Below are 21,467 nucleotides of genomic sequence, written 5' to 3'. Positions count from 1 at the left end.
GTCAGTCTTGCATCTAACGTTGTCGGAATGAACGCGGGTATGGATTCCGGCACGTTGATCCGTGAGTACTTGCTCCTCGGGTTGCGCTTCGACCGGGTCGAGGAGGGCTATGTGGACTCCTTCACCGGGGATGCGGCGCTGCGTCGCCAGGTCGCCGACGAGCCCACCCCGGACCCGGCCGACCTGGCTCGTCAAGCCCAGCGGCTGCTGGAAGAGGTGCCGCACGCCGACGGGCTGGATGCCCAGCGTTCGGGTTATCTGGCCGCGCACCTCAAGGCGCTGGCCTGCGCGGGCCGCAAGTTCGCCGGACAGGACGTGGGATTCGTCGAAGAGGTCCGCGAATACTTCGACGTCGACATCGCCAAGGGCGACCCCGACCGGTACCGCGACGCGCACCGCCGCCTCGACGAGGCTCTGGGCGGCAGCGGCCCGTTGGCCCAGCGCCTGCAGGCCTACCGCGCCGCCGAGGAGATCCCGCCGGAGCGCCTGGAGGAGAGCATCCACGCGTTCTCCTCGGCGCTGCGCGACACCGTGCGCGCCACCTACCCGCTGCCCGACGGCGAGACCATCACCTACGAGGTCGTCACCGACAAACCGTGGTCGGGGTTCAACTACTACAAGGGCAACTACCAGTCCACGGTGGCGGTCAACGCCGACCTCAAACAGCAGATGTCGAACCTGCCACGGCTGGTCGCACACGAGTCCTATCCCGGCCACCACACCGAGCATTGCCGCAAGGAATTCGGGTTGGTGGAGGGCAAGAACCAGGACGAGCAGACCATCTTCCTGGTCAACACCCCCCAGTGCCTGATGGCCGAGGGGCTGGCGGATCTGGCGCTGTACGCGGTGCAAGGGCCGGACTGGGGCGCCTGGGCGTCCGAGATCTATGCCGATCTGGGGCTGCGGTTCGACGGGGAACGCTCGGCGGCCATCTCCGAGGCCGCGGCCGCGCTGGCCGACGTCCGCCAGGACGCGGCATTGATGCTGCACGACGAGCACCGTGACGTCGACGACGTCGCCGCCTATCTGAGCCGCTGGCTGCTGGTCAGCGACGAGCGGGCCCGGCAGATGCTGCGATTCCTGTCCTCGCCGCTGTGGCGGGCCTACACCAGCACCTACGTCGAGGGGTACCGGTTGCTGAAGGCCTGGCTGGACGACCGGCCGGCCGAAGTGTCGCTGACCGAGCGGTTCGGCCGGCTGCTCGACGAGCCGCTGATCCCGTCCAGCCTGCGCTGAGGACGGCCATCGCCAGGGCGATAGGCTGACCCCATGACTGCCGACTCGTCGTTGACCGCTCCGGGCGTTGAGTACGCCGCCACCGCCAGCGAGGCTTACCGGGCCGCGCTGGCCGTGATCGAGTCCGTCGAACCCCGCGTGGCCGCCGCGACCCGTAAAGAGCTTGCCGACCAGCGTGACTCGCTCAAGCTGATCGCCAGCGAGAACTACGCGTCCCCGGCCGTGCTGCTGACCATGGGCACCTGGTTCTCCGACAAGTACGCCGAGGGCACCGTCGGGCATCGGTTCTACGCCGCCTGCCAGAACGTCGACACCGTCGAGTCGCTCGCCGCCGAGCACGCCCGCGAACTGTTCGGCGCCCCCTACGCCTACGCGCAGCCGCACTCCGGCATCGACGCCAACCTGGTGGCGTTCTGGGCCATCCTGGCCACCCGCATCGAGGCGCCCGGACTGGCCGAAATGGGCGCCAAGCACGTCAACGACCTGTCCGAGGCGGACTGGGAGAAGCTGCGCAACAAGCTGGGCAACCAGCGGCTGCTGGGCATGTCGCTGGACACCGGCGGGCACCTGACGCACGGGTTCCGGCCCAACATCTCCGGCAAGATGTTCCACCAGCGCAGCTACGGCACCGACGCGCAGACCGGGCTGATCGACTACGACGCCGTCGCCGCGGCCGCCCGCGAGTTCAAGCCGCTGATCCTGGTCGCCGGCTACTCCGCCTACCCGCGCCGGGTGAACTTCGCCAAGATGCGCGAGATCGCCGACGAGGTGGGCGCCACCCTGATGGTCGACATGGCGCACTTCGCCGGTCTGGTGGCCGGCAAGGTGTTCACCGGGGACGAGGACCCGGTGCCGTTCGCCCACGTCACCACCACCACCACGCACAAGTCGCTGCGCGGCCCGCGCGGCGGCCTGGTGCTGGCCACCGAGGAGTTCGCACCCGCCGTCGACAAGGGCTGCCCGATGGTGTTGGGCGGTCCGCTGAGCCACGTGATGGCGGCCAAGGCGGTCGCGCTGGCCGAGGCCCGCCAGCCCGCGTTCCGGGAGTACGCGCAGCGCGTCGCCGACAACGCCAAGGCGCTCGCCGACGGCTTCCTCAAGCGGGGCGCCACGCTGGTCACCGGCGGCACCGACAACCACCTGGTGCTGCTGGACGTGACCTCGTTCGGGCTGACCGGCCGGCAGGCCGAGTCCGCGCTGCTGGACGCCGGCGTCGTCACCAACCGCAACGCCATCCCGGCCGACCCCAACGGGGCCTGGTACACCAGCGGCATCCGGTTCGGCACCCCGGCGCTGACCACCCGCGGATTCGGCGCCGCCGAGTTCGACCGGGTCGCCGACCTGGTGGTCGAGGTGCTGAAGAACACCCAGCCGACCGCGGCCTCGAATGGCCCCTCCAAGGCCAAGTACACGCTGGCCGACGGGGTGGCCGACCGGGTGCACGCGGCGTCGGCGGAGATCCTCGAGGCCAACCCGCTGTACCCCGGGCTGACCCTCTGACCTCCGTGGCTTGACACGCGGGACGCAATTTCGAGGAACGTGTGTCGACGGGTTACAGTTACTTTCATGGCTGAGAAACCCGTTGCGAATGCGCTGACCCTCGAACTCGAGCCGGTCGTGGCGGAGAACCTGTCACGGCACCTCGCCACCGAGGCACCCTGGTATGGGCATGACTACGTGCCGTTCGACCAGGGCGAGAACTTCGCCTTCCTCGGCGGCAAGGACTGGGAGCCGTCCGATGTGACGCTGCCCAAGCCGGTGACCGATGCCTGCGAGATCCTGCTGATCACCAAGGACAACCTCGCCGCGCACCACCGCGAACTCGTCGAGCACTTCATCCTCGAGGACAGGTGGGGACGCTGGCTGGGCCGGTGGACCGCCGAAGAGCATCTGCACGCCATCGCGCTGCGCAACTACCTGGTGGTCACCCGGGAAGTCGACCCGGCCGCCAACGAAGACGTCCGCGTCGAGCACGTGATGAAGGGCTACCGCGCCGACCGCCTGACCCAGATCGAGACGCTGGTGTTCATGGCGTTCTTCGAGCGCTCGCATGCGGTGTTCACCCGCAACCTGGAGGCCCAGGCTCCGGAGCCCACCCTGAAGGGCCTGCTGGGCCGGATCGCCGCCGACGAGGAACGCCACACGGAGTTCTTCGGCAACCTGGTCGCGCACTGCCTGGGCACCGCTCGGGAAGAGACGATCGCCGCCATCGCGTCGCGGGCCGCCGCGTTCGACGTCGTCGGCGGTGACATCGACGCCTACGCCGACAAGCGCGCCGTGGTCGCCGAGGCCGGCATCTTCGACGATGCGGCCAAGCGCCAGGTGATCGCCGACCAGATCGCGGCCTGGGGCCTCGGCCAGGAACCAGAGTTACAAGAGTTCACCAGCGCGTAACCTGTTGTGCCGGTTGGCCCGGCGCGCCTGCCCGGCGCACCCCGTTGACCGGGAGTAGCGTCGATTCCGATGGCTAGCGAATTGCTTTGCTGTCCGGGCGGTACCGATCTTTTCGCGAGAACGGGACCGGCCCCGGTCCTCGGTACCGCGGTGCCCGCCGAAACGCTTCCGCGGGGCCGCGGGGGTCTAGGAGCGCCTCGTGACCGATTCGCCGATCCGGACCTACGTGCTCGACACCTCCGTGCTGCTGTCTGATCCCTGGGCATGCACACGGTTCGCCGAGCATGAGGTGGTCGTCCCTCTCGTGGTTATCAGCGAGTTGGAGGCCAAACGGCACCATCACGAGCTTGGCTGGTTCGCCCGCCAGGCCCTGCGTCTGTTCGACGACCTACGTCTGGAACACGGGCGGCTGGACCAGCCGATTCCGGTCGGGACCGAGGGCGGCACGTTACAGGTCGAGCTCAACCACAGTGACCCCTCGGTGCTGCCCGCGGGTTTCCGTAACGACAGCAACGACGCCCGCATCCTGACGGTCGCGGCCAACCTGGCCGCCGAGGGCAAACTGGTCACGCTGGTGAGCAAGGACATCCCGCTGCGGGTCAAGGCCGGCGCGGTCGGGCTGGCCGCCGACGAGTATCACGCCCAGGACGTGGTGACCTCGGGCTGGACCGGCATGGACGAACTCGAGGTGTCCGCCAAGGATGTCGACACGATCTTCGCCGATGGCGAGCTGGACCTGGCCACGGCGCGGGATCTGCCCTGCCACACCGGTGTTCGGCTGCTGGGCGGTAACTCCTCGGCGCTGGGCCGGGTGAACCCCGACAAGCGGGTGCAGCTGGTTCGTGGTGATCGCGAGGTGTTCGGCCTCCGGGGAAGGTCCGCCGAACAGCGCGTGGCGCTGGATCTGCTGCTCGACGAGTCGGTCGGCATCGTCTCCCTCGGCGGCAAGGCCGGCACCGGTAAATCGGCGCTGGCGCTGTGCGCGGGGCTGGAGGCCGTGCTGGAGCGGCGCACCCAACGCAAGGTCGTGGTCTTCCGGCCGCTCTACGCGGTGGGCGGCCAGGATCTGGGTTATCTGCCCGGCAGCGAGAGCGAGAAGATGGGCCCGTGGGCGCAGGCCGTCTTCGACACCCTGGAGGGGTTGGCCAGCCCGGCGGTGCTGGAGGAGGTGCTCTCCCGCGGCATGCTGGAAGTCTTGCCGCTCACCCACATTCGCGGCCGGTCGCTGCACGATTCGTTCGTCATCGTCGACGAGGCGCAGTCGCTGGAACGCAATGTGCTGCTGACGGTGCTGTCCCGGTTGGGATCGGGGTCGCGGGTGGTGCTCACCCACGACGTCGCCCAGCGCGACAATCTGCGGGTCGGCCGGCATGACGGTGTCGCCGCCGTCATCGAGAAGCTCAAGGGGCACCCGTTGTTCGCGCACATCACCCTGATGCGCAGTGAGCGGTCCCCGATCGCCGCGCTGGTCACCGAGATGCTGGAGGAGATCAGCCCCAACGCCCTGCCCTGAGCGTGAGTTGTGGAGCCTTGTCCGGAACCATTCCGGCCAAGGCTCCACAAACGGCGATGTTTGCCGACGGCGGGTGACGGCTATCCGAACGGGCGAAGACGGATCAATCGGATAGGGGTGCTCCATGACGACGTTGGTAGAGAAGTACGTCGGTGCGGTCGCCTACGACGTGGACGGACAGAAGATCGGCAGGATCCGGAAACTGTTCGTGGACGGACCGACCCGGGTGCCGAAGTGGGGCGAGGTGAACACCGGATTCCTCGGGATGTCACAGACTTTGGTGCCGCTGGCCGGCTGTCGACAGGAAGGCCGTGCCGTCACGGTCACGGTGACCAAGCAGGCCGTCAAGGAGGCGCCGACGGTCCGGGTCGGTGCAGGCGTGACGGTCGAGGACGCCGAGAGCTTGTCGCGGCACTACCGGCTCGACGAACCCCAACCGCAGGCGCCGGAACCGCCGGCCCCGCACTCGGCCACCCTGAACATCGCCTCGGCGGCGGCCGGTATCGGCGGCACCGCGATCAACACGGCGGCCTACGCGCCCGAAGGTGAGGAGCCCGAAGGTGAGGAGCCCGAAGGTGAGGAGCCGGGCGTCAAGCCGGACTGAGCCGCGAGCCTGCGGCGAAGCCCTCGGTGATCACCCGCCGGTGCGCGAACAGCCAGCCGTCCGGCCCGGGTATGGCGGTGTCGCGGTAGGTGCCCCAGTGGTCCAGCCCCCGGGTACCGATGAACTGGAAGCACGCGTAGGTTCTCGCGCTGCCGTCCGGGCGGGGTTCGATGTAGATCGAGCTCAGATGATGGCGGGCGGGCAGGAAGTCGGCAGCGGTGAACCGCTGCGCGGTGTCGACGAACATCGCCAGGATCGCCTCGGGACCCACCCACTTCTCGTCCCCGATCTCCAGCACCCCGTCGGGAGCGAACAGTTGGGCCAACCGCTCGACCTTGCCGGTGTCGGCCAGATACTGGTAGCTGGCCATCAGGTGGCCGACACCGACCCGGATCCTCAGTTCGGCATCGGTCATGTCGTCATCGGTCATGGACTCCGTCCCCACCTTCCCGGCAGCAGTGCCGCCGCAATCACCGAAATCACAGAAACGCCGATGAGATAGGCGGCGATGGAATCGCTGCTGCCGGTGGCGCTGTACAGGGCGACGGCGATGGTCGGCGCGAACGCCGAGCCGACGACCTGGGACAGCGTGTACCCGATGGACACCGCGCTGTAGCGCACGTCGGCGTCGAACACCAGACTGAACAGCGAGCCGGTCACCCCGGCGGCCGGGGCCATCGCCAACCCGAAGATGAGCACCAGCGCCACCAGGAACAGTCCGGGCCGGCCGGTGTCGATCAGGGCGAATGTCGGCAGCACCGCCACACCCATCGCGATGACGCCGCCGACGAACACCGGTTTGCGGCCCACCCGATCCGAGAGCGCCCCGAACACCGGGTAGGTTCCCACCGCGACCACCGCCGCCACGAGGACACCGAAAAGGGCTTCGGTGCGCCCGATTCCGGCGACGGTGGTGCCGTAGGACACCAGATAGGCCACGCAGATATAGGCGAACACGCCCTGGGACAGGTAGGCGCCGGCCACCAGCAGGATCTGACGCCAGTGCCGGCGGAAGGCCTCGGCGATCGGCAGTGCGAGGACCGCCGACCGCTCCTGTACGACGGCGAAATCCGGGCTCTCGGTCAACGACAACCGGATCACCAGGCCGATCACGATGAGAATCGCGCTGGCCAGAAACGGGATCCGCCAACCCCAGGACAGGAACTGATCGTCGGGCAACTGGGACACCACGTAGAACGCGCAGGTGGCGACGGCGGTACCGGCCGGCGCGCCCATCTGCGGGAATGCGCCGTAGAAGCCTTTGTGCTGCGGGGGTGCGTGTTCGACGGCCATCAGGGTCGCCCCGCCCCATTCGCCGCCGACCGCGAAGCCCTGCAGCAACCGCAGCAGCGTCAACAGCAGCGGTGCCGCGACGCCGAGTTGGGCGTAGGTGGGCAGCAGGCCCATCGCGACGGTCGAACCGCCCATCAGCAGAAGCGAATACACCAGCATCCGTTTGCGGCCCAGCCGGTCGCCGAAGTGCCCGAACACGATTCCGCCCAACGGCCGGGCGACGAACCCGACGCCGAAGGTGGCGAAGGACAGCAGTACCCCGGCGGCCGGGGAAGCGCTGGGGAAGAACAACTTCGGGAATACCAAAGCGGCCGCGGTGCCGTAGATCAGGAAGTCGTAGAACTCGACGGTGGTGCCGATGAAACTGGCGACTGCGGCCCGGCGCGGAGTGGTCGCGGTGGTGGTCGCGGTCATCCCCACATCTTTACCGAAAAGACGAAAATGGCCCCCAAAATCGGAATTTTGGGGGCCATTCGCGATTGCTCGCGGGGGAGGGCTACTCGCCCGGCTTGACCTTCGCCATCGCCAGCACGTCGAGGCGGCGGTCCAGTTCGGCCTCGGAGAGCTTGTCGCCGATCAGGCCGCGGTCGATGACCGTCTGCCGGATGGTCTTGCGCTCCTTGAGGGCCTCCTTGGCGACCTTGGCGGCCTCCTCGTAGCCGATCGCCGAGTTCAGCGGGGTCACGATGGACGGTGAGGACTCGGCCAGCTCACGCAGGTGTGCCTCGTTGGCCACCAGGCCGTCGATGCACTTGGTGGCGAACAACTTCGAGACGTTCGACAGCAGGGTGAACGACTCCAGCACGTTGCGCGCCATCATCGGGATGTACACGTTGAGCTCGAAGGCGCCGGACAGGCCGCCGACGGCCACGGCGGCGTCGTTGCCGATCACCTGCGCGGCCACCTGGGTGACCGCCTCGGGCAGCACCGGGTTGACCTTGCCGGGCATGATCGAGCTACCCGGCTGCAGGTCGGGCAGCTGGAGTTCGCCGAGGCCGGTCAGCGGGCCCGAACCCATCCAGCGGACGTCGTTGGCGATCTTGGTCAGCGATACCGCGATGGTCTTCAGCGCGCCGGACGCCTCCACCAGCCCGTCGCGGGCCGCCTGCGCCTCGAAAGAGTCGGCGGCGGTGCGCAATTCGGCCAAACCGGTCTGGTTCACCAGCACCTCGACCACCTTGGCGCCGAAGCCGTCGGGGGCGTTGAGGCCGGTGCCGACCGCGGTGCCGCCGATGGCCAGCTCACCGAGGCGGGGCAGCGTCGCCTTGACGCGTTCGATGCCGGCCTCGATCTGGCGGGCGTAACCGCCGAACTCCTGGCCCAGGGTGACCGGGACCGCGTCCATCAGGTGGGTGCGGCCGGACTTGACCGTGGTGCGCCACTGCTTCGCCTTCACGGCCAGCGACTCGTGCAGCACCTCAAGGGCCGGGATCAGATGGCGCACAGCCGCTTCCGTCGCCGCGATATGAGTGGCGGTGGGGAAGGTGTCATTCGAGCTCTGCGACATGTTGACGTCGTCGTTCGGGTGCACCGTGACGCCGTTGGCCGCCGCGATGGAGGCGATGACCTCGTTGGCGTTCATGTTCGAGCTGGTGCCCGACCCGGTCTGGAAGACGTCGATGGGGAACTGGTCATCATGCAAGCCGGCGGCGATCTCGGCCGCGGCGGCGATGATGGCGTCGGCCTTCTCCGCCGACAGCAGGCCCAGGTCCTTGTTCACCTGGGCACAGGCACCCTTGAGCAGGCCCATCGCGCGGATCTGCGTGCGCTCCAGACCGCGGAACGAGATCGGGAAGTTCTCCACTGCCCGCTGGGTCTGCGCCCGCCACAGGGCCTTGGCCGGAACCCGGACCTCACCCATGGTGTCGTGTTCGATGCGGTACTCGACGTCGCTGTCGGTCATCAGGGTCCTTTTCTAGTCGCTTATGCGGTCAGGGGAGAGGGTGTGCTGCGGACGAGTCCCCGGTGAAGTTCACCGCGGAGTACTCGTTGAGCTTGGACAGCCGGTGGTAGGCCTCGATCATCCGGACGGTGCCGGACTTGGACCGCATCACGATGGACTGCGTGGTGCAGCCGCCGCCGAAGTAGCGCACGCCCTTGAGCAGGTCGCCGTCGGTGACGCCGGTGGCGCAGAAGAAGACGTTCTCGCCCGAGACCAGATCCTTGGTGTTGAGCACGCGGTCCAGGTCGTAACCGCGGTCGATCGCCTTCTGGCGCTCGTCGTCGTCGGTGGGGGCCAGGGTGGCCTGGATCTCGCCGCCCATGCAGCGGATGGCGGCCGCGGCGATGATGCCCTCGGGGGTGCCGCCGATGCCGACGAGCAGATCGGTGCCGGACTCGGGCCGGCAGGCCGAGATGGCACCGGCGACGTCACCGTCGGAGATCAGCCGGATGCGGGCACCGGCCGAGCGGACCTCCTCCATCAGCTTGGCGTGCCGCGGCCGGTCCAGGATGCACACGGTCACGTCCGACACCGAGGCCTTGCGCACCTTGGCGATGCGCTGGATGTTCGCCGCGATGGGCGAGGTGATGTCGATGAAGTCGGCGACGTCGGGGCCACCGGCGATCTTGTTCATGTAGAACACCGCGGACGGATCGAACATGGCACCGCGCTCGGCGACCGCGAGCACCGAGATGGCGTTCGGCATGCCCTTGCTCATCAGGGTGGTGCCGTCCACCGGGTCGACGGCGAAGTCGCAGTCCGGGCCGTCCCCGTTGCCGACCTCTTCACCGTTGTAGAGCATCGGGGCGTTGTCCTTCTCGCCCTCGCCGATGACCACGACGCCGCGCATCGAGACCGAATTGACCAGTTCACGCATGGCGTCGACGGCGGCTCCGTCACCGCCTTCCTTGTCACCGCGGCCGACCCACCGGCCGGCGGCCATGGCTCCTGCTTCGGTGACTCGGACCAGTTCGAGGGCGAGGTTGCGGTCTGGGGCTTCCCGGCGCGAAGGCGTCATGGCTGCAGATTGTCCCATTAGCGGGTCCAACTTTGGGAACTGGGATACTGGCTGTCATGAGTAGCTCTGAACCGGACCCCGACGCATCGGTCGTCGTGCCGGTTCCGCCCCCCGCCAAGGACCGGCTGTTGCACGACGGCCGGGACATGTTCTGGTCGATGGCGCCGCTGGTGGTGATCTGCATTCTGCTGGCCGGCGTGCTGGGCATGTGCTCGTTCGCCCCGAGTGGTCCCGGTGCGGGCGAGGTGCCGGCGTTCGACGCCCCGGCCGCCCTGGGTGCGGACGCCGAAGTGCTGAAGTTCCCGGTCAGGCTGCCGGAGCTGCCCGCGGGCTGGCAACCCAACTCCGGCTCGCGCGGCGGTATCGACGGGGGCCGCACCGACCCGGCGACCGGGCAGCCGGTCCGGGCACTGACATCGCGGGTGGGCTACATCGCGCCCAGCAAGATGTACCTGAGCCTGACGCAGAGCAATGCCGACGAGGCGCGGCTGGTCGGCTCCATCAATCCCGAGGCGGTGCCGACCGGCGCCGAGGACGTCGACGGCATCACCTGGGTGGTCTACGAGCCGGGCGAGGGGGAACCGATCTGGACCACCCGCCTGGACGGGACGGTCCAGCTGGCGATCACCGGCGCCGGTAAGCCCGACGATTTCCGCACGCTGGCGCGGGCGGTGCAGACGCAGGCACCGCTGCCCACCTAGTCGGCGTCGGGGGTGATCACCGGCGGTGCAATCGCACCGCCTCCCACCGGCGCCGCCGCCCTGCGGCGCGAGGCGGTGCGAGCCCGGGCCCGGGCGATCAGGCGTTTGAGCAGGGTGGGTTTGTCGGGTTCGTCGTCTTCGGTGCCGAGGTCCATCGGGACACCCTTGTAGACCCACAGATACACGCTGATGGTGGTGACGATGACGATCATGATGACGGGGCCGATCACGATGCCCAGGAAGCCGAACATGGTGATGCCGGCGAACACCGACAGCAGCATCAGCGCGGGGTCGAGTCTGGCCTCCTTGGGCACCAGGATCGGGCGCAGCACATTGTCGATGTTCGTCACCACCAGGAGGTGGAAGGCGATGACGAAGATGCCGCCGACGATGTTGCCGAACAACACCAACCCGATGCCGAACGGGATGGTGACGATGCCGCCGCCGAGTGGGATCACCGACAGCGCGGACAGCAGGATCGCGAAGATGAAGAACCCGTCGTGGAAGCCGGCGAGGTAGATCGAGATCGCACCGGCGACACCCTGGACCAGAGCGATGACGAACTGGCCGCGGACGGTGCCCCGCACCATGGCCGCCATCTTGGCCAGGTACAGGTCGGTGGCCTCCTCACCCAGCGGGTTCAGCCGGCGGATCAGCAGCCGTAGCTGATCGCCGTTGACCAGCATCGAGATGAACACGTAGAGGAAGATGATCGCGGCGGTCACCCCGCCGAACAGGCCGCCGGCCGCGCCCTGCAGGAAGGACAGGCCCCACTCGCCGGCGCGCTGGGCGAACTTCACCACCCATTCCTGCACCTGCTCGGCGGTGATGTTGGTGCTCTGCAGAAACGGCACCCGGTCGAGCAGTTCGTTCACCAGTCGCAGCGACCGGTCGCCGAGCGTGCTCAGATCGGTCTGCCCCACCCAATCGGCGACCGAACGCACCATGTGGGAGATCTGCACGACGCCGATCGCCACCGCGGCACTGATCGGCACGATCACGGTGGCCAGCGCCGCGAACAGGGTGAGGGTGGCCGACAGCCCGGAGCTGAACCGCTTGCGCAATCGCTCGTAGAGCGGGTCGAACAGGTAGGCCACCACGGCGGCGACCACGATGAGCATGAAGAACCCGCGCAGGAAGTACGCGCCGAAGGCGAGGGCGACGACCGTCGCGATCGCCAGGGCCCGCCGCTGGCCGACGGTGAACTCGGTATTCACCCGTCTATTTGACAGTGTTGTTCATGCTTGCGCGAGCTTCATGATGTGCCCGATCACGTCGGGGTAGCGCAACATGTGGGATCCGCCGTTGAGATCGAGCACCTCGCCGGTCAGCCAGGAGGACTTGGTGAGGAAGACGACCGCCTCCGCGATGTCCTCCGGGGTGCCGGCCCGGCCCAGCGGCGTGTTCTCCACGTACTCCTCGACCACGCCGGGGACCAGGGCCGCGCCTTCGGTCAGTGGGGTGTGCACGAACCCCGGTGCCACGGCGTTGACCCGGATCCCGCGCGGCGCCAACTCGAGTGCGGCGACCTGGGTGAGCATCGACAGCCCCGCCTTGGCCGCACAGTAGGCGCTCATCCCGATGGCGGGCTGGCGCGCATTGAGTGAGGAGATGGAGATCAGCGAGCCGCCCTCGCGTAGCCGGCGCCCGGCGTACTTGGCGACGATGAAGGCGCCGGTGAGGCAGACGTCCACGACGGCCCGGAAGTCCTCCACCGCCAGATCGACGATGAGGCCGATGTTGGAGAAGCCGGCGCAGCTCACCACCACGTCGATACCGTCGCCCGTCGCTTCGCTCGCCCCGGAGGCTGCCACCTGGTCGAAAAGTGTTGCCACCGATCCCTCGTCGACGACGTCGACGCCGGCAGCAGTGTGCGGATCGCCGAGTTCCGCGGCGCGGGCCGCGGCACCCTCGGCATTGCGGTCGGCGATCACGACGCGGTAGCCGTCGGCGGCCAACGCCCGCGCGGAGGCCCAACCGATGCCGGAGGCGCCACCGACCACTATCGCTGTCTTCATGCCCGGGGTGTTCACGCGGTGTCTCCGTCCGGTCGGGGGTCGCCCCACTTCTTCTCGATCGCCTTCCACGGGTCGGCGTAGCGCTGACCGGTGCCGTAGTACGCGGTCCGGCGCTTGAGGATCTGTTTGGCCAGCGGTGCCACCAACCGCAGCAGTGGACGCTTGATGCCGGCGTTGGCGGACGTCTCGATCAGCATGTCCGGCCACGAATGATGTTGGAAGCCAAGCAGCTGCTGGGCCCGGGTGGTGTCCATCCAGTCGGTGTTGAACCAACTCGCGTCGTTGTGCGGGTCGCCCTTGAGTCCGGCCGGCAGTCCGCCGACCAGGCCGAGCGCCGCGGCCATGGCCGGTGCGACGTCGCCCTGTAACAACCGGTGGGTGGCATCGTCACCGCCGATGAGCAACGTCTCACCGATCGCGTCAACGGTGGTGGCCGCGGCGAAAGCCGTTGCCACATCCCGTACGTCGACGGTCTGCAGCCGACCGTCCGTCGGCAGCATGCCTTCGAAATAGAAGTTGTCGAGCTTCATGTAGGAGCCCGGGGTGGCGGTCAGCACCCCGCCCAGGCGCAGGATGACCCAGTCCAGCGCCGAGGTCCGGACGATCTTCTCGGCCTTGACCTTGTGGTCACCGTAGATGTCGGCGGGGTTGACCGGGGTGTCAGCGGTGAGCGGGCCGGTGACCGTATGCGGGTTGCGTGAGCCGTAGACGGCGATGCTGGATGCCAGCACGAAACGCGGTGGAGTCGCGAGCTTTTCGGCGGACCGCACCAGGCCGGCGGTGGCTTCGACGTTGACACGCTCGGCCAGTCCCCGGCGCTGGTAGATGAACGGCGGAATGACGGCCGCCAGATGGATGATCGCCGTCGGCGCGACCTCATCCACCAGTGCCCCGACCGCGGTGGGATCGGTCAGGTCGGCCCAGCGCACCGTGACACCCACCGGCAGGGCCTCGGCGGCCTTCCGGTTGGCGGGTGTGTCCAGGTCGGTGGCCACCACCCGTCGTCCGTCGGCCGCCAGGCGGTGCACGGTCGCCGAACCCACCAACCCGAAGGCTCCGGTCACCAGCGCGGTATCGGTCATGGACCACCCTCCAGGGATGAATTAGAACGTGTTCCAAACCCTAGCGAACCGGCGCCGCCCCGCTCAGGGCATCGGTGGATGTGGCCGCGACGGGTGGGCGGCTCTCCAGTCCGGACCTCTAATTGACGAAAGTTACAATTTCATCTACGCAATGTTTGCTGATGCTGTAGCTTGACGTCAACGTCATTTTCAATATCGCGACGTCAAGCCCCTTGGTGTTGACGTTTTCAAGCGCGCACACAGGGGGTCGAATTGTTGCGAAAAAAAGTACTTCCGGTTCTTTTCCGGGTGTCGCGGGCGCGGTGGCGCGCGCTGGCCGCGGCACTGAGTGCCATGGTGCTGCTGGTGGCCGCACCCACCGCGTTTGCCGGTGAAACCCGCATCGGGATCAACGGGGCGCGCCCCAGTGAGCTACCCGGGTTCGCCCAGATACTGGGCGGGGCCGGATTCACGAGCTCGGGATGGCTCAACTACGCCGACCGGGTAGGAGCCAACTGGCTGCCGGGCATGACGCCGGTGCCGCTGGACTACCCGGCGCAACTCGGGCCGTTGTGGGGGATCGGCGCACTGAGCGGCGATAAGTCGCTGGCCCTCGGTCAGCAGGCGCTGCACGCGGCGATCCTGGCCGAACTGGCCAATGGGAACAACGTCTCGGTGGTCGGTCTGAGCATGGGCACCATGGTGATCGACCGGGAACTCGAATACCTGCACACCCTTCCGGAGTCGGAGGCGCTGCCCACCGACCGGATCACGTTCTACGTCTTCGGTGGCGAGACCCGCGGCTTCGGCGAGACCTACGCACCCAATGTGCGGATCCCCCTGCTCGGTATCACCTTCCGGCCGGTGCCGGAGACCCGCTACAACACGGTGGTCGTCTACGGACAGTGGGACGGCTGGGCGGCTCCGCCGGACCGTCCGTGGAACATGCTCGCCGTGGTCAATGCCGTGATGGGCGCGCTCTATACGGTCAACGGGACCAACGATCATTCCTCGGCGGGCAAGAAGAGCATCGAGGACGCGGTGTTGGTGTCGGATCACACCAACTCGCTGGGCGGTCGGACACTGACGTACATGATCCCGGAGGCCAGCCTGCCGATCACCCGGCCGTTGCGTCAGCTCGGCGTTCCCGGCTGGATCGTGGACAAGCTCAACACCCTGCTGATGCCGCTGATCGCGGCGGGCTATTCGAGCATGACGCCGCAGTTGGGCTGGCACGTGTCCAAGGGCCGGCTGGTGTGGAAGACCCCGGTCACGACCCCCACCCCGGCTCCGGTGCCGGCCGCCGCGGACCACGATGCTGACGCTGCGCCGGACGAGATCGGCGGGGGCGCCGCGGAAATCACCGGCGCGGCACTGGCGTCGGACCCGGGTCAGGATTCGGACCCGCAGCCCGCAGAGGAGGGGGCCGTCGGCGATACCCAGGAATCAGGGCCCGTGGACGACCTCGACGAGACGACCGAGTCGGATGCCGCGGAGCTGATCGAGGCGGACGAGGACGAGCCCTCCCGGGAGGAGCAGCTTGCGGAACTCGGTCTGTCGGAGCCCGCCGACGTCGACCCGGCGGATGAGCGGGAGGCCGAGCGCGCCGAGAACACCGGCAACCCGGGCACCGAGAGCAGTGCGGGCGAGGCCGATTCGGCCGATGCCGACACCGACACCGACACCGCTGCGGATACACCGGCCGCGGCCTAGCTCCGCACGCAGCGGAACCCGATGTGGCTCATGCCCGTATCGATCATCTGCGGGCGCCGCGCCGCGGGCCGGTAGCGCAGGCAGTAGCTGTCCGCACACAGGAACGACCCGCCCTTGATGACCTTGCGCGGGATGGCGAACTGGGGTTGGCCGGGGTCGTAGCTGTCTGCGGCGCAGCGCGTTCCGGTGGCGGGGTCGCGCCCGTACCAGTCCGACGTCCACTCCCAGACGTTGCCGGCCATATCGCACAGGCCGTACCCGTTGGGCGCGAAGCTGCCCACCGCAGCGGTCGTGCCGTACCCGGTGTCGGGTAGGTGGGGGAACTCGCCGTGCCAGTAGTTCGCGCGGCGTTCACCGGGCTGCTCGGGGGCGTCGCCCCAGGTGTAGACCGCCCCGTCGAGCCCACCGCGGGCGGCGACCTCCCACTGCGCCTCGCTGGGCAGCGCCAATCCGGCCCACTCCGCGTAGCTCTGGGCGTCCTCGAAGGCGATATGCACCACCGGGTGGTCATCGCGGTTGCGCAACGATGATCTGGGCCCGCGCGGATGGTTCCAGCAGGCACCCGGGGTCCAGACCCACCACTGGCTGAGGTGCCGCAGATCCACCGGGCCCGCGGTGCGCCGGAACACCATGGACCCGGGAACGAGGTTCTGCGGCGCGGCGCCCGGATACTGCGCCGGGTCCGGCGGGCGCTCCGCGACCGTGCGGTATCCGGTCGCGTCGACGAACTCGGCGAACCGGGCGTTGGTCACCTGATGCCGCTGCATCCAGAACCCGTCCACGCTGACCTTCCGCGCCGGGCTCTCCTCGGGGTAGTGCGCATCGGAGCCCAGGGTCGTGGTCTGCGGTGCAATCCAGACCAGGTCCTCAGTCGAAGACACGCGCCCAGTCCCGCTGGATGCCGGCGATGGTCCAGCCCTGCGAATCCGCCAGGTCCAGGGCGCGTTCGGCACCGGCGGTGTAGTCGAACTCGCGGGCGGCGTCGTCGTGGCGGACCAACAGCGACAGCGACGGCAACGGGCCCGCATCGGTGAACTGCAGCATCTCGATGTCGCCGTTGGAGTTCCCGGCCGCGAAGATGGGCCGCCGCCCGGTGCGGCCCCAGATGCGCACCGGTTTGACCGGCCCGTCGGCCAGGACTTCCGGTGTCGCGGTGGTGCGCAGCTGCCCGTCGACGAAGTCCAGCCCGACCGAACTGCCGATCACCCGCTCCGGTGGGATCCCGTACATGGCTTCGGTGACCGGGCGCATGAAATCGCGGCCACCGCCGGAGGCGATGTAGTTGGTGAACCCGTGCGCGGCCAGATGGGCGAGCAGTTCCACCATCGGCGCGTACCCGCATGCGGTGTACGGCCGGCACAGCGTGGGGTGGGTCGCCTCGGCGAAGAACGCCCTGACCCGGGCGGCATGCTCTTCGACGGCCAGCCCGGCATAGGCGGAGAGGATCGCCGCGGCAAGGACTTTCAGGTCCGAGTCGTCGCCGCGGTAGTGCTTGGTGACGGCGTCGGCGAACCACCTCAGGTCACCGGATACGGCGGCCCGGTAGGGCGGATTGTCCAGCAACGACGGGTCGGCGGCGGCCTGCTCGGACAGCCGGCGTGCCAGGAAGTCCAGTTGGACGTAGGCCGGCTTCTCACACCACAGGGTGCCGTCGTTGTCGAACACCGCGACCCGTTCGGCGGGGGACACCTCACGGGTGACGCGGTCCACGAAGGAGAGGATCGCGGACTTCGCGGGTCCGTCCCGCCACGATGGCAGCGCTGCCATCAGCCGCCCCGGCCGGCCAGGAACTTCTCAAGCTCTTCCACCGCATTGCCGATGGTGAACGACGCAGGTTCCTGGCGCGGCGGGAAATCCTTGAAGGTCTCCAGGAACCGTGTGACCAGCGCCGAAGCGTAGAACATCAGGTACAGCCGATCGATGACCCAGTCCCAGTACGTGTTCGAGGTGACATCGGCTCGCTCGAACGGATCGGTGCGCAGGTTGAACAGTTTGGGGGCGCGCAGTTTGGTGAACGGTTCGAACCACACCTCCAGCGTGCCCCGGCACCGCTGCTCCATGAACACGACCTTCCAGTTGTCCACTCGGACACCCAGCACGTCGCCGTCGTCGGAGAAGTAGATCAGGCCGTGGCGGGGGCACTCGTCTACTTCACCGGTCAGGTACGGCAGCAGGTTGTAGCCGTCGATGTGGACGCGGTAGGTGCTGTCACCGGCCTGATATCCGGCCTTGAGTTTGTCCACGATATCCGGGTCGCCGGCGGCGGCCAGGAACGTCGGCAGCCAATCATGATGCTGGACAATCCCATTGGACACCGTTCCGGCGGCAATCTTGCCAGGCCAGCGGATCATCTCCGGTATCCGGAACGCGCCCTCCCAGTTGGTGTTCTTCTCGCTGCGGAACGGGGTGGTGGCACCGTCGGGCCAGCTGTTCGCGTGCGGACCGTTGTCGGTGGAGTAGACGACGATGGTGTCCTCGGCGATGCCCAGTTCATCGACCAGGTCCAGCAGGGTTCCGACATGGCGGTCGTGGTCGACCATCGTGTCGTGGTAGGGCGACTGCCAGCGGCCGGCCTGGCCGCGGCTCTCCGGTTTGGTGTGGGTTCGGAAGTGCATATGCGTCATGTTCATCCAGACGAAGAACGGCGTCCCGGAGTCACGCTGGCGCCGGATGAAATCGGCGCAGGCCGAAGTGGTCTCGTCGTCGATCGTCTCCATGCGCTTCTTGGTCAACGGCCTGGTGTCCTCGATGTGCTGCTTGCCCACCGGTCCGTAGCGAGGATCGATGTCACCGGAGTCCTCGTCGGTGGACCAGGAGTGAATGACGCCGCGAGGCAGCAACGCCGTGCGCAGGAGCGGTGCCTCCTCGGCGGTCGGGTAGTCCTCGTGTTCGGGTTCCTCTTCGGCATTGAGGTGATACAGATTCCCGTAGAACTCGTCGAAACCGTGCGCAGTGGGCAGGTACTTGTTCAGATCCCCGAGGTGGTTCTTGCCGAATTGCCCAGTGGCATAACCCAATGGCTTGAGCAGTTCGGCGATCGTCGGGTCCTCGGCCTGAAGTCCGACGTCCACGCCGGGCATACCGACCTTGCTCATCCCGGTGCGGTAGACGCTCTGCCCGCTGATGAAGGCCGCCCGGCCGGCGGTGCAGCTCTGTTCCCCGTAGGAATCGGTGAACCGCATCCCCTCTTCGGCGATCCGGTCGATATTCGGTGTCCGATAGCCCATCAAACCATCGCTGTAGCAGCTCAGATTCGTGATACCGATGTCGTCACCCCAGATGACCAGGATGTTCGGCCGATTATTGGGCATATCGGACCCCGATTCCCGCGCATGTCGGTTCGCCGTCATGTCGACGCTAGACCTTGACCGGGGGCTTTGGGCCCGGTATCGCACCGATGCTCAGATATTGCCGAGAGAGTCCTCGGCGGCCCGGAGTGGCGAGGGGCTAAACTGCAGACATCGTAGGTTTCTCGCGTCTCCGACACTTCGGCTACCGTCTGCGATTGCTCTGACATCGACGGGAGCATCGCCGATGGCGAATGCCGTGACCGACTGTTCAACGACCGCCCGGCTTGCCCTGTGTGATCATTCCGATCGACGGGGCACCGTCGACGGAGCCTGGTGGCCGCCCGACTATCTGCTGCGCACCGCACTGGTGGACCTGGTCTCGGTGATGGGTCTGACGCTGGGGTCGGTGCGCCGAGTGCTGTATGACCCGACCGTGTTCCCGTCGGCGCCGGCTCGCATCATCCGGGGAAACACCGCGATCTCCGTCGACCGGTACTCCCTCGTCTCCCGCGACACGATCTACGTCATGGGAACCCACGCGCGCAATGCTCTGCTGTACGTGGTGCCACCGGAGACCGCCGAGGCCCGGGCCGGGGACCTGCTCGAAAAGGTCGCGGACGCAGCGCATCCGGTCAGTGTGCGGATGCTGCGCGCGTTGGCGTCGGGCCGCCTGAGCGCTGACGGCGCGATCGGCTGAGTTGGTGAACCGGGAACCGGTGTCGTAATATCGTCGCCAAGCTTCCCCGGTTCTGTAGACGCCGCGCGGGAGGCCAGAGGCCGGGGCGCTACAGCGCCACCGGCCTTGTCCATGTCTAGGCCCGGTCGACCTCGTCGGACAGCGCGCGGACCAGCAGTGGGTACCGCCCCCGGTCGGGCCGGAAGATGTCGTGCGGGGAGTCGACGAACTCGTGCAGCGCAGCATCCGGGAACAACTGCCGGTACCGGCCCCACGCCGCGTCGTCGACCACCGGTGCGTTGGGGCTGCGGACCGCCAGCAACGGTGGCTGCCAGTGCGTCAACGGTCCCCACAGCGACTGCGCGCGGGCCGCGTGCACGGTGGCCAGCGCCGCCGCGCGGTCGACCCGCTCGCCGACCGGGGTGCCGCGCCACCTGCCCTCGAGCAGGCCGAGCATCGCGTCCTCGGTGAGCTTGATCTCCGCGGGGGTGTAGTCGCCGATCGAGATCGAGCGCACCCGATCCGGGTGCGCGAGCGCCCAAGTCAGTGCATACGTGGTGCCACGGGAGAAGGTCATCACGTGTACCGGGCCGTCGGTGACGGCGTCGATCACCGCGCCGACGTCGCCGGCGATCGCCGCGGAGTCGAACGGGCCGCCGGGAGCCGTGCTGCCGCCGTGGCCGCGGAGTTCGACGATGACCGTCCGCCGACCGAGCAGCGCCGGCATCTCGGTGTAGTCCTCGGCCACACAGGTGAATCCGGGGACGAAAACTATTGGCGCGCCTGCGTCGTCGCCGCCGGAGTCCAGGTAGCGGATCGTCGCGTCCCCGTTGGCGGTGGTCCGGAACGTCGGCATACGCCTGCGCTCAGGCCCGGGACGCGGCGGTGACCGCCTCGGCGTTCTGCGACTCCATCGACCGGAAGAGTTCGGTGTAGTAGGGCAGGCACTCGTCCATGGCCTGCTCGGTGTTGAACAGTGGCCGGTAGCCGAGGTCGCGGCGAGCCTTGTCGATGGAGAAGTAGTTGTTCAGGTAGAGCCGTTCCACCGCAAGCGGTTCGACCAGCGGTTCACGGATGCCGTACTTGAAGTGCAGCCACTGCCAGCCCATCATCGCCTTGTGCACCAGCTTTCCGGACACCCGGAACCGCGGTAGCGTCCGCCCGCAGGCCGCGACCACGGGACGGGCGAACTCGAACATGTTGAGCGGTTCGCCGTCGTTGATGAAGTAGGCCTGGCCGGGGGCCGTTCCGCCGGGGACGAGGTGTTCGGCGGCGAGGATGAACCCGTGGATCAGGTTGTGCACGTAAGAGTTGTCGAGCTTGATGTTCTTGTTGCCGACCAGCACCTTGACGTGCCCGGCCAGCACATTCTCGAACACCTTGCGGAACATCGTCTGATCGCCGCGACCCCAGATGCCGCTGGGCCGGATCGAGCAGGTGAGCATGCCCGCGGTGCCGTTCTGTTCGAGCACGAACTGTTCGGCGACCACCTTGGTCTCGGTGTACAGATCGTTGAAACGGCTTGTGTAGGGCAGGTTTTCGTCGCCATTGCGGATGTCCTGGCCGCCCATCACGACGCTGTTGGACGCGGTGTAGACGAACCGCCGCACGCCCCCGGCCTGCCCGGCCCGCACGAGGTTCTTGGTGCCCTCGACGTTCACGTCGAAGCTGCGCTTGCGGTACTCCTCGGTGACCGACGCGCCGCCCATCAGGTCGATGATGGCCGCGGTGTGGATGATGGTGTCCACACCCTCGACCGCTCCCGCCACATCGGCGGCATCGGTGATGTCGCCGACGACGGTCTGCAGCTGGGGATGCGCGGGTAGCGGCGACGGCACCCGGTCGAAGGACCGGACCGCCAGTCCGCGTTCCAGCAGGGTGGTCACCAGGTTGGCGCCGACGAAGCCGGAGCCCCCGGTCACCAGGACGCGGCCCAGATCGGTGCGCAGTGTTGGGTCAGCCATCTGACGAGAGTAACTGAAACGTGTTCCAGTTTTGAAGGGCTTCG

Annotated in this window: 20 protein-coding genes; 8 read left to right on the top strand and 12 right to left on the bottom strand. The window is 67.8% G+C overall.

The genetic code is table 11. The features are described 5' to 3' along the window. Window positions 1–27: 27 nt before the first annotated feature. The 5 genes from K0O62_RS22490 (at window position 28) to K0O62_RS22470 (ending at window position 5,747) form a co-directional block, all read left to right on the top strand. On the top strand, window positions 28–1,236 hold the full coding sequence (locus K0O62_RS22490) for a DUF885 domain-containing protein (protein ID WP_073857959.1): 1,209 nt from the start codon (window positions 28–30) through the stop codon (window positions 1,234–1,236). A gap of 33 nt (window positions 1,237–1,269) precedes the next feature. Beyond that, complete coding sequence (locus tag K0O62_RS22485) at window positions 1,270–2,736, top strand: glycine hydroxymethyltransferase (protein ID WP_073857958.1); 1,467 nt, start codon at window positions 1,270–1,272, stop codon at window positions 2,734–2,736. 66 nt (window positions 2,737–2,802) lie between these two features. Next, complete coding sequence (locus K0O62_RS22480; protein ID WP_073857956.1) at window positions 2,803–3,630, top strand: acyl-ACP desaturase; 828 nt, start codon at window positions 2,803–2,805, stop codon at window positions 3,628–3,630. A 199-nt stretch (window positions 3,631–3,829) separates the two neighbouring features. Next, complete coding sequence (phoH2, locus tag K0O62_RS22475) at window positions 3,830–5,143, top strand: RNA 5'-3' helicase PhoH2 (RefSeq protein ID WP_073857955.1); 1,314 nt, start codon at window positions 3,830–3,832, stop codon at window positions 5,141–5,143. 124 nt (window positions 5,144–5,267) lie between these two features. Beyond that, a complete protein-coding gene (locus K0O62_RS22470) occupies window positions 5,268–5,747 on the top strand; it encodes a hypothetical protein (RefSeq protein WP_073857954.1) in 480 nt (159 codons plus the stop codon). Here the strand turns inward: K0O62_RS22470 and K0O62_RS22465 are convergent. The 4 genes from K0O62_RS22465 to glpX all read right to left on the bottom strand — a co-directional run bounded on the left by K0O62_RS22465 (window position 5,734) and on the right by glpX (window position 10,000). After that, on the bottom strand, window positions 5,734–6,177 hold the full coding sequence (locus tag K0O62_RS22465; RefSeq protein ID WP_234800194.1) for a nuclear transport factor 2 family protein: 444 nt from the start codon (window positions 6,175–6,177) through the stop codon (window positions 5,734–5,736). The genes K0O62_RS22470 and K0O62_RS22465 overlap by 14 nt on opposite strands. After that, a complete protein-coding gene (locus K0O62_RS22460) occupies window positions 6,174–7,454 on the bottom strand; it encodes an MFS transporter (RefSeq protein ID WP_073857952.1) in 1,281 nt (426 codons plus the stop codon). The genes K0O62_RS22465 and K0O62_RS22460 overlap by 4 nt, the downstream gene beginning before the upstream one ends. 82 nt (window positions 7,455–7,536) lie before the next feature. After that, the gene (locus K0O62_RS22455; protein ID WP_073857951.1) at window positions 7,537–8,943 is read right to left on the bottom strand and encodes a class II fumarate hydratase; all 1,407 of its coding nucleotides are present in this window, start codon (window positions 8,941–8,943) and stop codon (window positions 7,537–7,539) included. 28 nt (window positions 8,944–8,971) lie between these two features. Next, window positions 8,972–10,000 carry a class II fructose-bisphosphatase gene (glpX, locus tag K0O62_RS22450; protein WP_073857950.1) on the bottom strand — a complete coding sequence of 343 codons (1,029 nt, stop codon included), beginning with the start codon at window positions 9,998–10,000 and terminating at the stop codon, window positions 8,972–8,974. 56 nt (window positions 10,001–10,056) lie between these two features. Here glpX and K0O62_RS22445 point away from each other — a divergent pair, with 56 nt between their 5' ends. Continuing rightward, complete coding sequence (locus tag K0O62_RS22445; protein ID WP_073857949.1) at window positions 10,057–10,701, top strand: DUF4245 domain-containing protein; 645 nt, start codon at window positions 10,057–10,059, stop codon at window positions 10,699–10,701. Here the strand turns inward: K0O62_RS22445 and K0O62_RS22440 are convergent. From K0O62_RS22440 to K0O62_RS22430, 3 genes are read right to left on the bottom strand one after another with little or no spacing between them, the layout of a single operon-like run. Then, complete coding sequence (locus K0O62_RS22440; RefSeq protein WP_073857948.1) at window positions 10,698–11,918, bottom strand: AI-2E family transporter; 1,221 nt, start codon at window positions 11,916–11,918, stop codon at window positions 10,698–10,700. The genes K0O62_RS22445 and K0O62_RS22440 overlap by 4 nt on opposite strands. A 21-nt stretch (window positions 11,919–11,939) precedes the next feature. After that, window positions 11,940–12,719: an SDR family NAD(P)-dependent oxidoreductase gene (locus K0O62_RS22435; protein ID WP_073858076.1), complete on the bottom strand. Its 780-nt coding sequence runs from the start codon at window positions 12,717–12,719 to the stop codon at window positions 11,940–11,942. Window positions 12,720–12,730: 11 nt separating this feature from the next. Then, the gene (locus tag K0O62_RS22430; RefSeq protein ID WP_073857946.1) at window positions 12,731–13,801 is read right to left on the bottom strand and encodes an NAD-dependent epimerase/dehydratase family protein; all 1,071 of its coding nucleotides are present in this window, start codon (window positions 13,799–13,801) and stop codon (window positions 12,731–12,733) included. A 288-nt stretch (window positions 13,802–14,089) separates the two neighbouring features. Here K0O62_RS22430 and K0O62_RS22425 point away from each other — a divergent pair, with 288 nt between their 5' ends. Further along, window positions 14,090–15,493, top strand: a complete 1,404-nt coding sequence (locus K0O62_RS22425) for a PE-PPE domain-containing protein (RefSeq protein ID WP_073857944.1) — start codon at window positions 14,090–14,092, stop codon at window positions 15,491–15,493. On the opposite strand, the gene K0O62_RS22420 is transcribed toward K0O62_RS22425, so the two are convergent. Genes K0O62_RS22420 through K0O62_RS22410 form a run of 3 tightly spaced genes read right to left on the bottom strand, consistent with a single transcriptional unit; the run spans window position 15,490 to window position 18,804 of the window. Continuing rightward, a complete protein-coding gene (locus K0O62_RS22420) occupies window positions 15,490–16,374 on the bottom strand; it encodes a formylglycine-generating enzyme family protein (protein ID WP_073857943.1) in 885 nt (294 codons plus the stop codon). The two genes, K0O62_RS22425 and K0O62_RS22420, sit on opposite strands and share 4 nt — an antisense overlap. After that, window positions 16,361–17,260: an HAD family hydrolase gene (locus K0O62_RS22415; protein ID WP_073857941.1), complete on the bottom strand. Its 900-nt coding sequence runs from the start codon at window positions 17,258–17,260 to the stop codon at window positions 16,361–16,363. The genes K0O62_RS22420 and K0O62_RS22415 overlap by 14 nt, the downstream gene beginning before the upstream one ends. Next, window positions 17,260–18,804, bottom strand: coding sequence for an arylsulfatase (locus K0O62_RS22410; RefSeq protein WP_073857939.1), 1,545 nt, complete (start codon window positions 18,802–18,804; stop codon window positions 17,260–17,262). The genes K0O62_RS22415 and K0O62_RS22410 overlap by 1 nt, the downstream gene beginning before the upstream one ends. A 223-nt stretch (window positions 18,805–19,027) precedes the next feature. Here K0O62_RS22410 and K0O62_RS22405 point away from each other — a divergent pair, with 223 nt between their 5' ends. Beyond that, window positions 19,028–19,480, top strand: a complete 453-nt coding sequence (locus K0O62_RS22405) for a DUF5994 family protein (protein ID WP_073857937.1) — start codon at window positions 19,028–19,030, stop codon at window positions 19,478–19,480. Between the two features lie 115 nt (window positions 19,481–19,595). Here the strand turns inward: K0O62_RS22405 and K0O62_RS22400 are convergent, their stop codons facing one another. Further along, complete coding sequence (locus K0O62_RS22400) at window positions 19,596–20,315, bottom strand: alpha/beta fold hydrolase (RefSeq protein WP_073857935.1); 720 nt, start codon at window positions 20,313–20,315, stop codon at window positions 19,596–19,598. A 10-nt stretch (window positions 20,316–20,325) separates the two neighbouring features. Then, the gene (locus K0O62_RS22395) at window positions 20,326–21,423 is read right to left on the bottom strand and encodes a 3-beta-hydroxysteroid dehydrogenase (protein ID WP_073857933.1); all 1,098 of its coding nucleotides are present in this window, start codon (window positions 21,421–21,423) and stop codon (window positions 20,326–20,328) included. Window positions 21,424–21,467 lie beyond the last annotated feature (44 nt).

The organism is Mycolicibacterium diernhoferi (assembly GCF_019456655.1).
Lineage (GTDB): Bacteria > Actinomycetota > Actinomycetes > Mycobacteriales > Mycobacteriaceae > Mycobacterium > Mycobacterium diernhoferi.
Note: the sequence above shows the minus strand (reverse complement) of the source record. Positions and strands in the feature narration are given on the sequence as shown.

Coding starts and splice junctions, on each gene's coding strand:
- K0O62_RS22490 (WP_073857959.1), top strand. CDS start 28: ATGAACGCGGGTATGGATTCCGGCACGTTGATCCGTGAGTACTTGCTC.
- K0O62_RS22485 (WP_073857958.1), top strand. CDS start 1,270: ATGACTGCCGACTCGTCGTTGACCGCTCCGGGCGTTGAGTACGCCGCC.
- K0O62_RS22480 (WP_073857956.1), top strand. CDS start 2,803: ATGGCTGAGAAACCCGTTGCGAATGCGCTGACCCTCGAACTCGAGCCG.
- K0O62_RS22470 (WP_073857954.1), top strand. CDS start 5,268: ATGACGACGTTGGTAGAGAAGTACGTCGGTGCGGTCGCCTACGACGTG.
- K0O62_RS22465 (WP_234800194.1), bottom strand. CDS start 6,177: ATGACCGATGACGACATGACCGATGCCGAACTGAGGATCCGGGTCGGT.
- K0O62_RS22460 (WP_073857952.1), bottom strand. CDS start 7,454: ATGACCGCGACCACCACCGCGACCACTCCGCGCCGGGCCGCAGTCGCC.
- K0O62_RS22455 (WP_073857951.1), bottom strand. CDS start 8,943: ATGACCGACAGCGACGTCGAGTACCGCATCGAACACGACACCATGGGT.
- glpX (WP_073857950.1), bottom strand. CDS start 10,000: ATGACGCCTTCGCGCCGGGAAGCCCCAGACCGCAACCTCGCCCTCGAA.
- K0O62_RS22445 (WP_073857949.1), top strand. CDS start 10,057: ATGAGTAGCTCTGAACCGGACCCCGACGCATCGGTCGTCGTGCCGGTT.
- K0O62_RS22435 (WP_073858076.1), bottom strand. CDS start 12,719: ATGAAGACAGCGATAGTGGTCGGTGGCGCCTCCGGCATCGGTTGGGCC.
- K0O62_RS22430 (WP_073857946.1), bottom strand. CDS start 13,801: ATGACCGATACCGCGCTGGTGACCGGAGCCTTCGGGTTGGTGGGTTCG.
- K0O62_RS22415 (WP_073857941.1), bottom strand. CDS start 17,260: ATGGCAGCGCTGCCATCGTGGCGGGACGGACCCGCGAAGTCCGCGATC.
- K0O62_RS22410 (WP_073857939.1), bottom strand. CDS start 18,804: ATGCCCAATAATCGGCCGAACATCCTGGTCATCTGGGGTGACGACATC.
- K0O62_RS22405 (WP_073857937.1), top strand. CDS start 19,028: ATGGCGAATGCCGTGACCGACTGTTCAACGACCGCCCGGCTTGCCCTG.
- K0O62_RS22400 (WP_073857935.1), bottom strand. CDS start 20,315: ATGCCGACGTTCCGGACCACCGCCAACGGGGACGCGACGATCCGCTAC.
- K0O62_RS22395 (WP_073857933.1), bottom strand. CDS start 21,423: ATGGCTGACCCAACACTGCGCACCGATCTGGGCCGCGTCCTGGTGACC.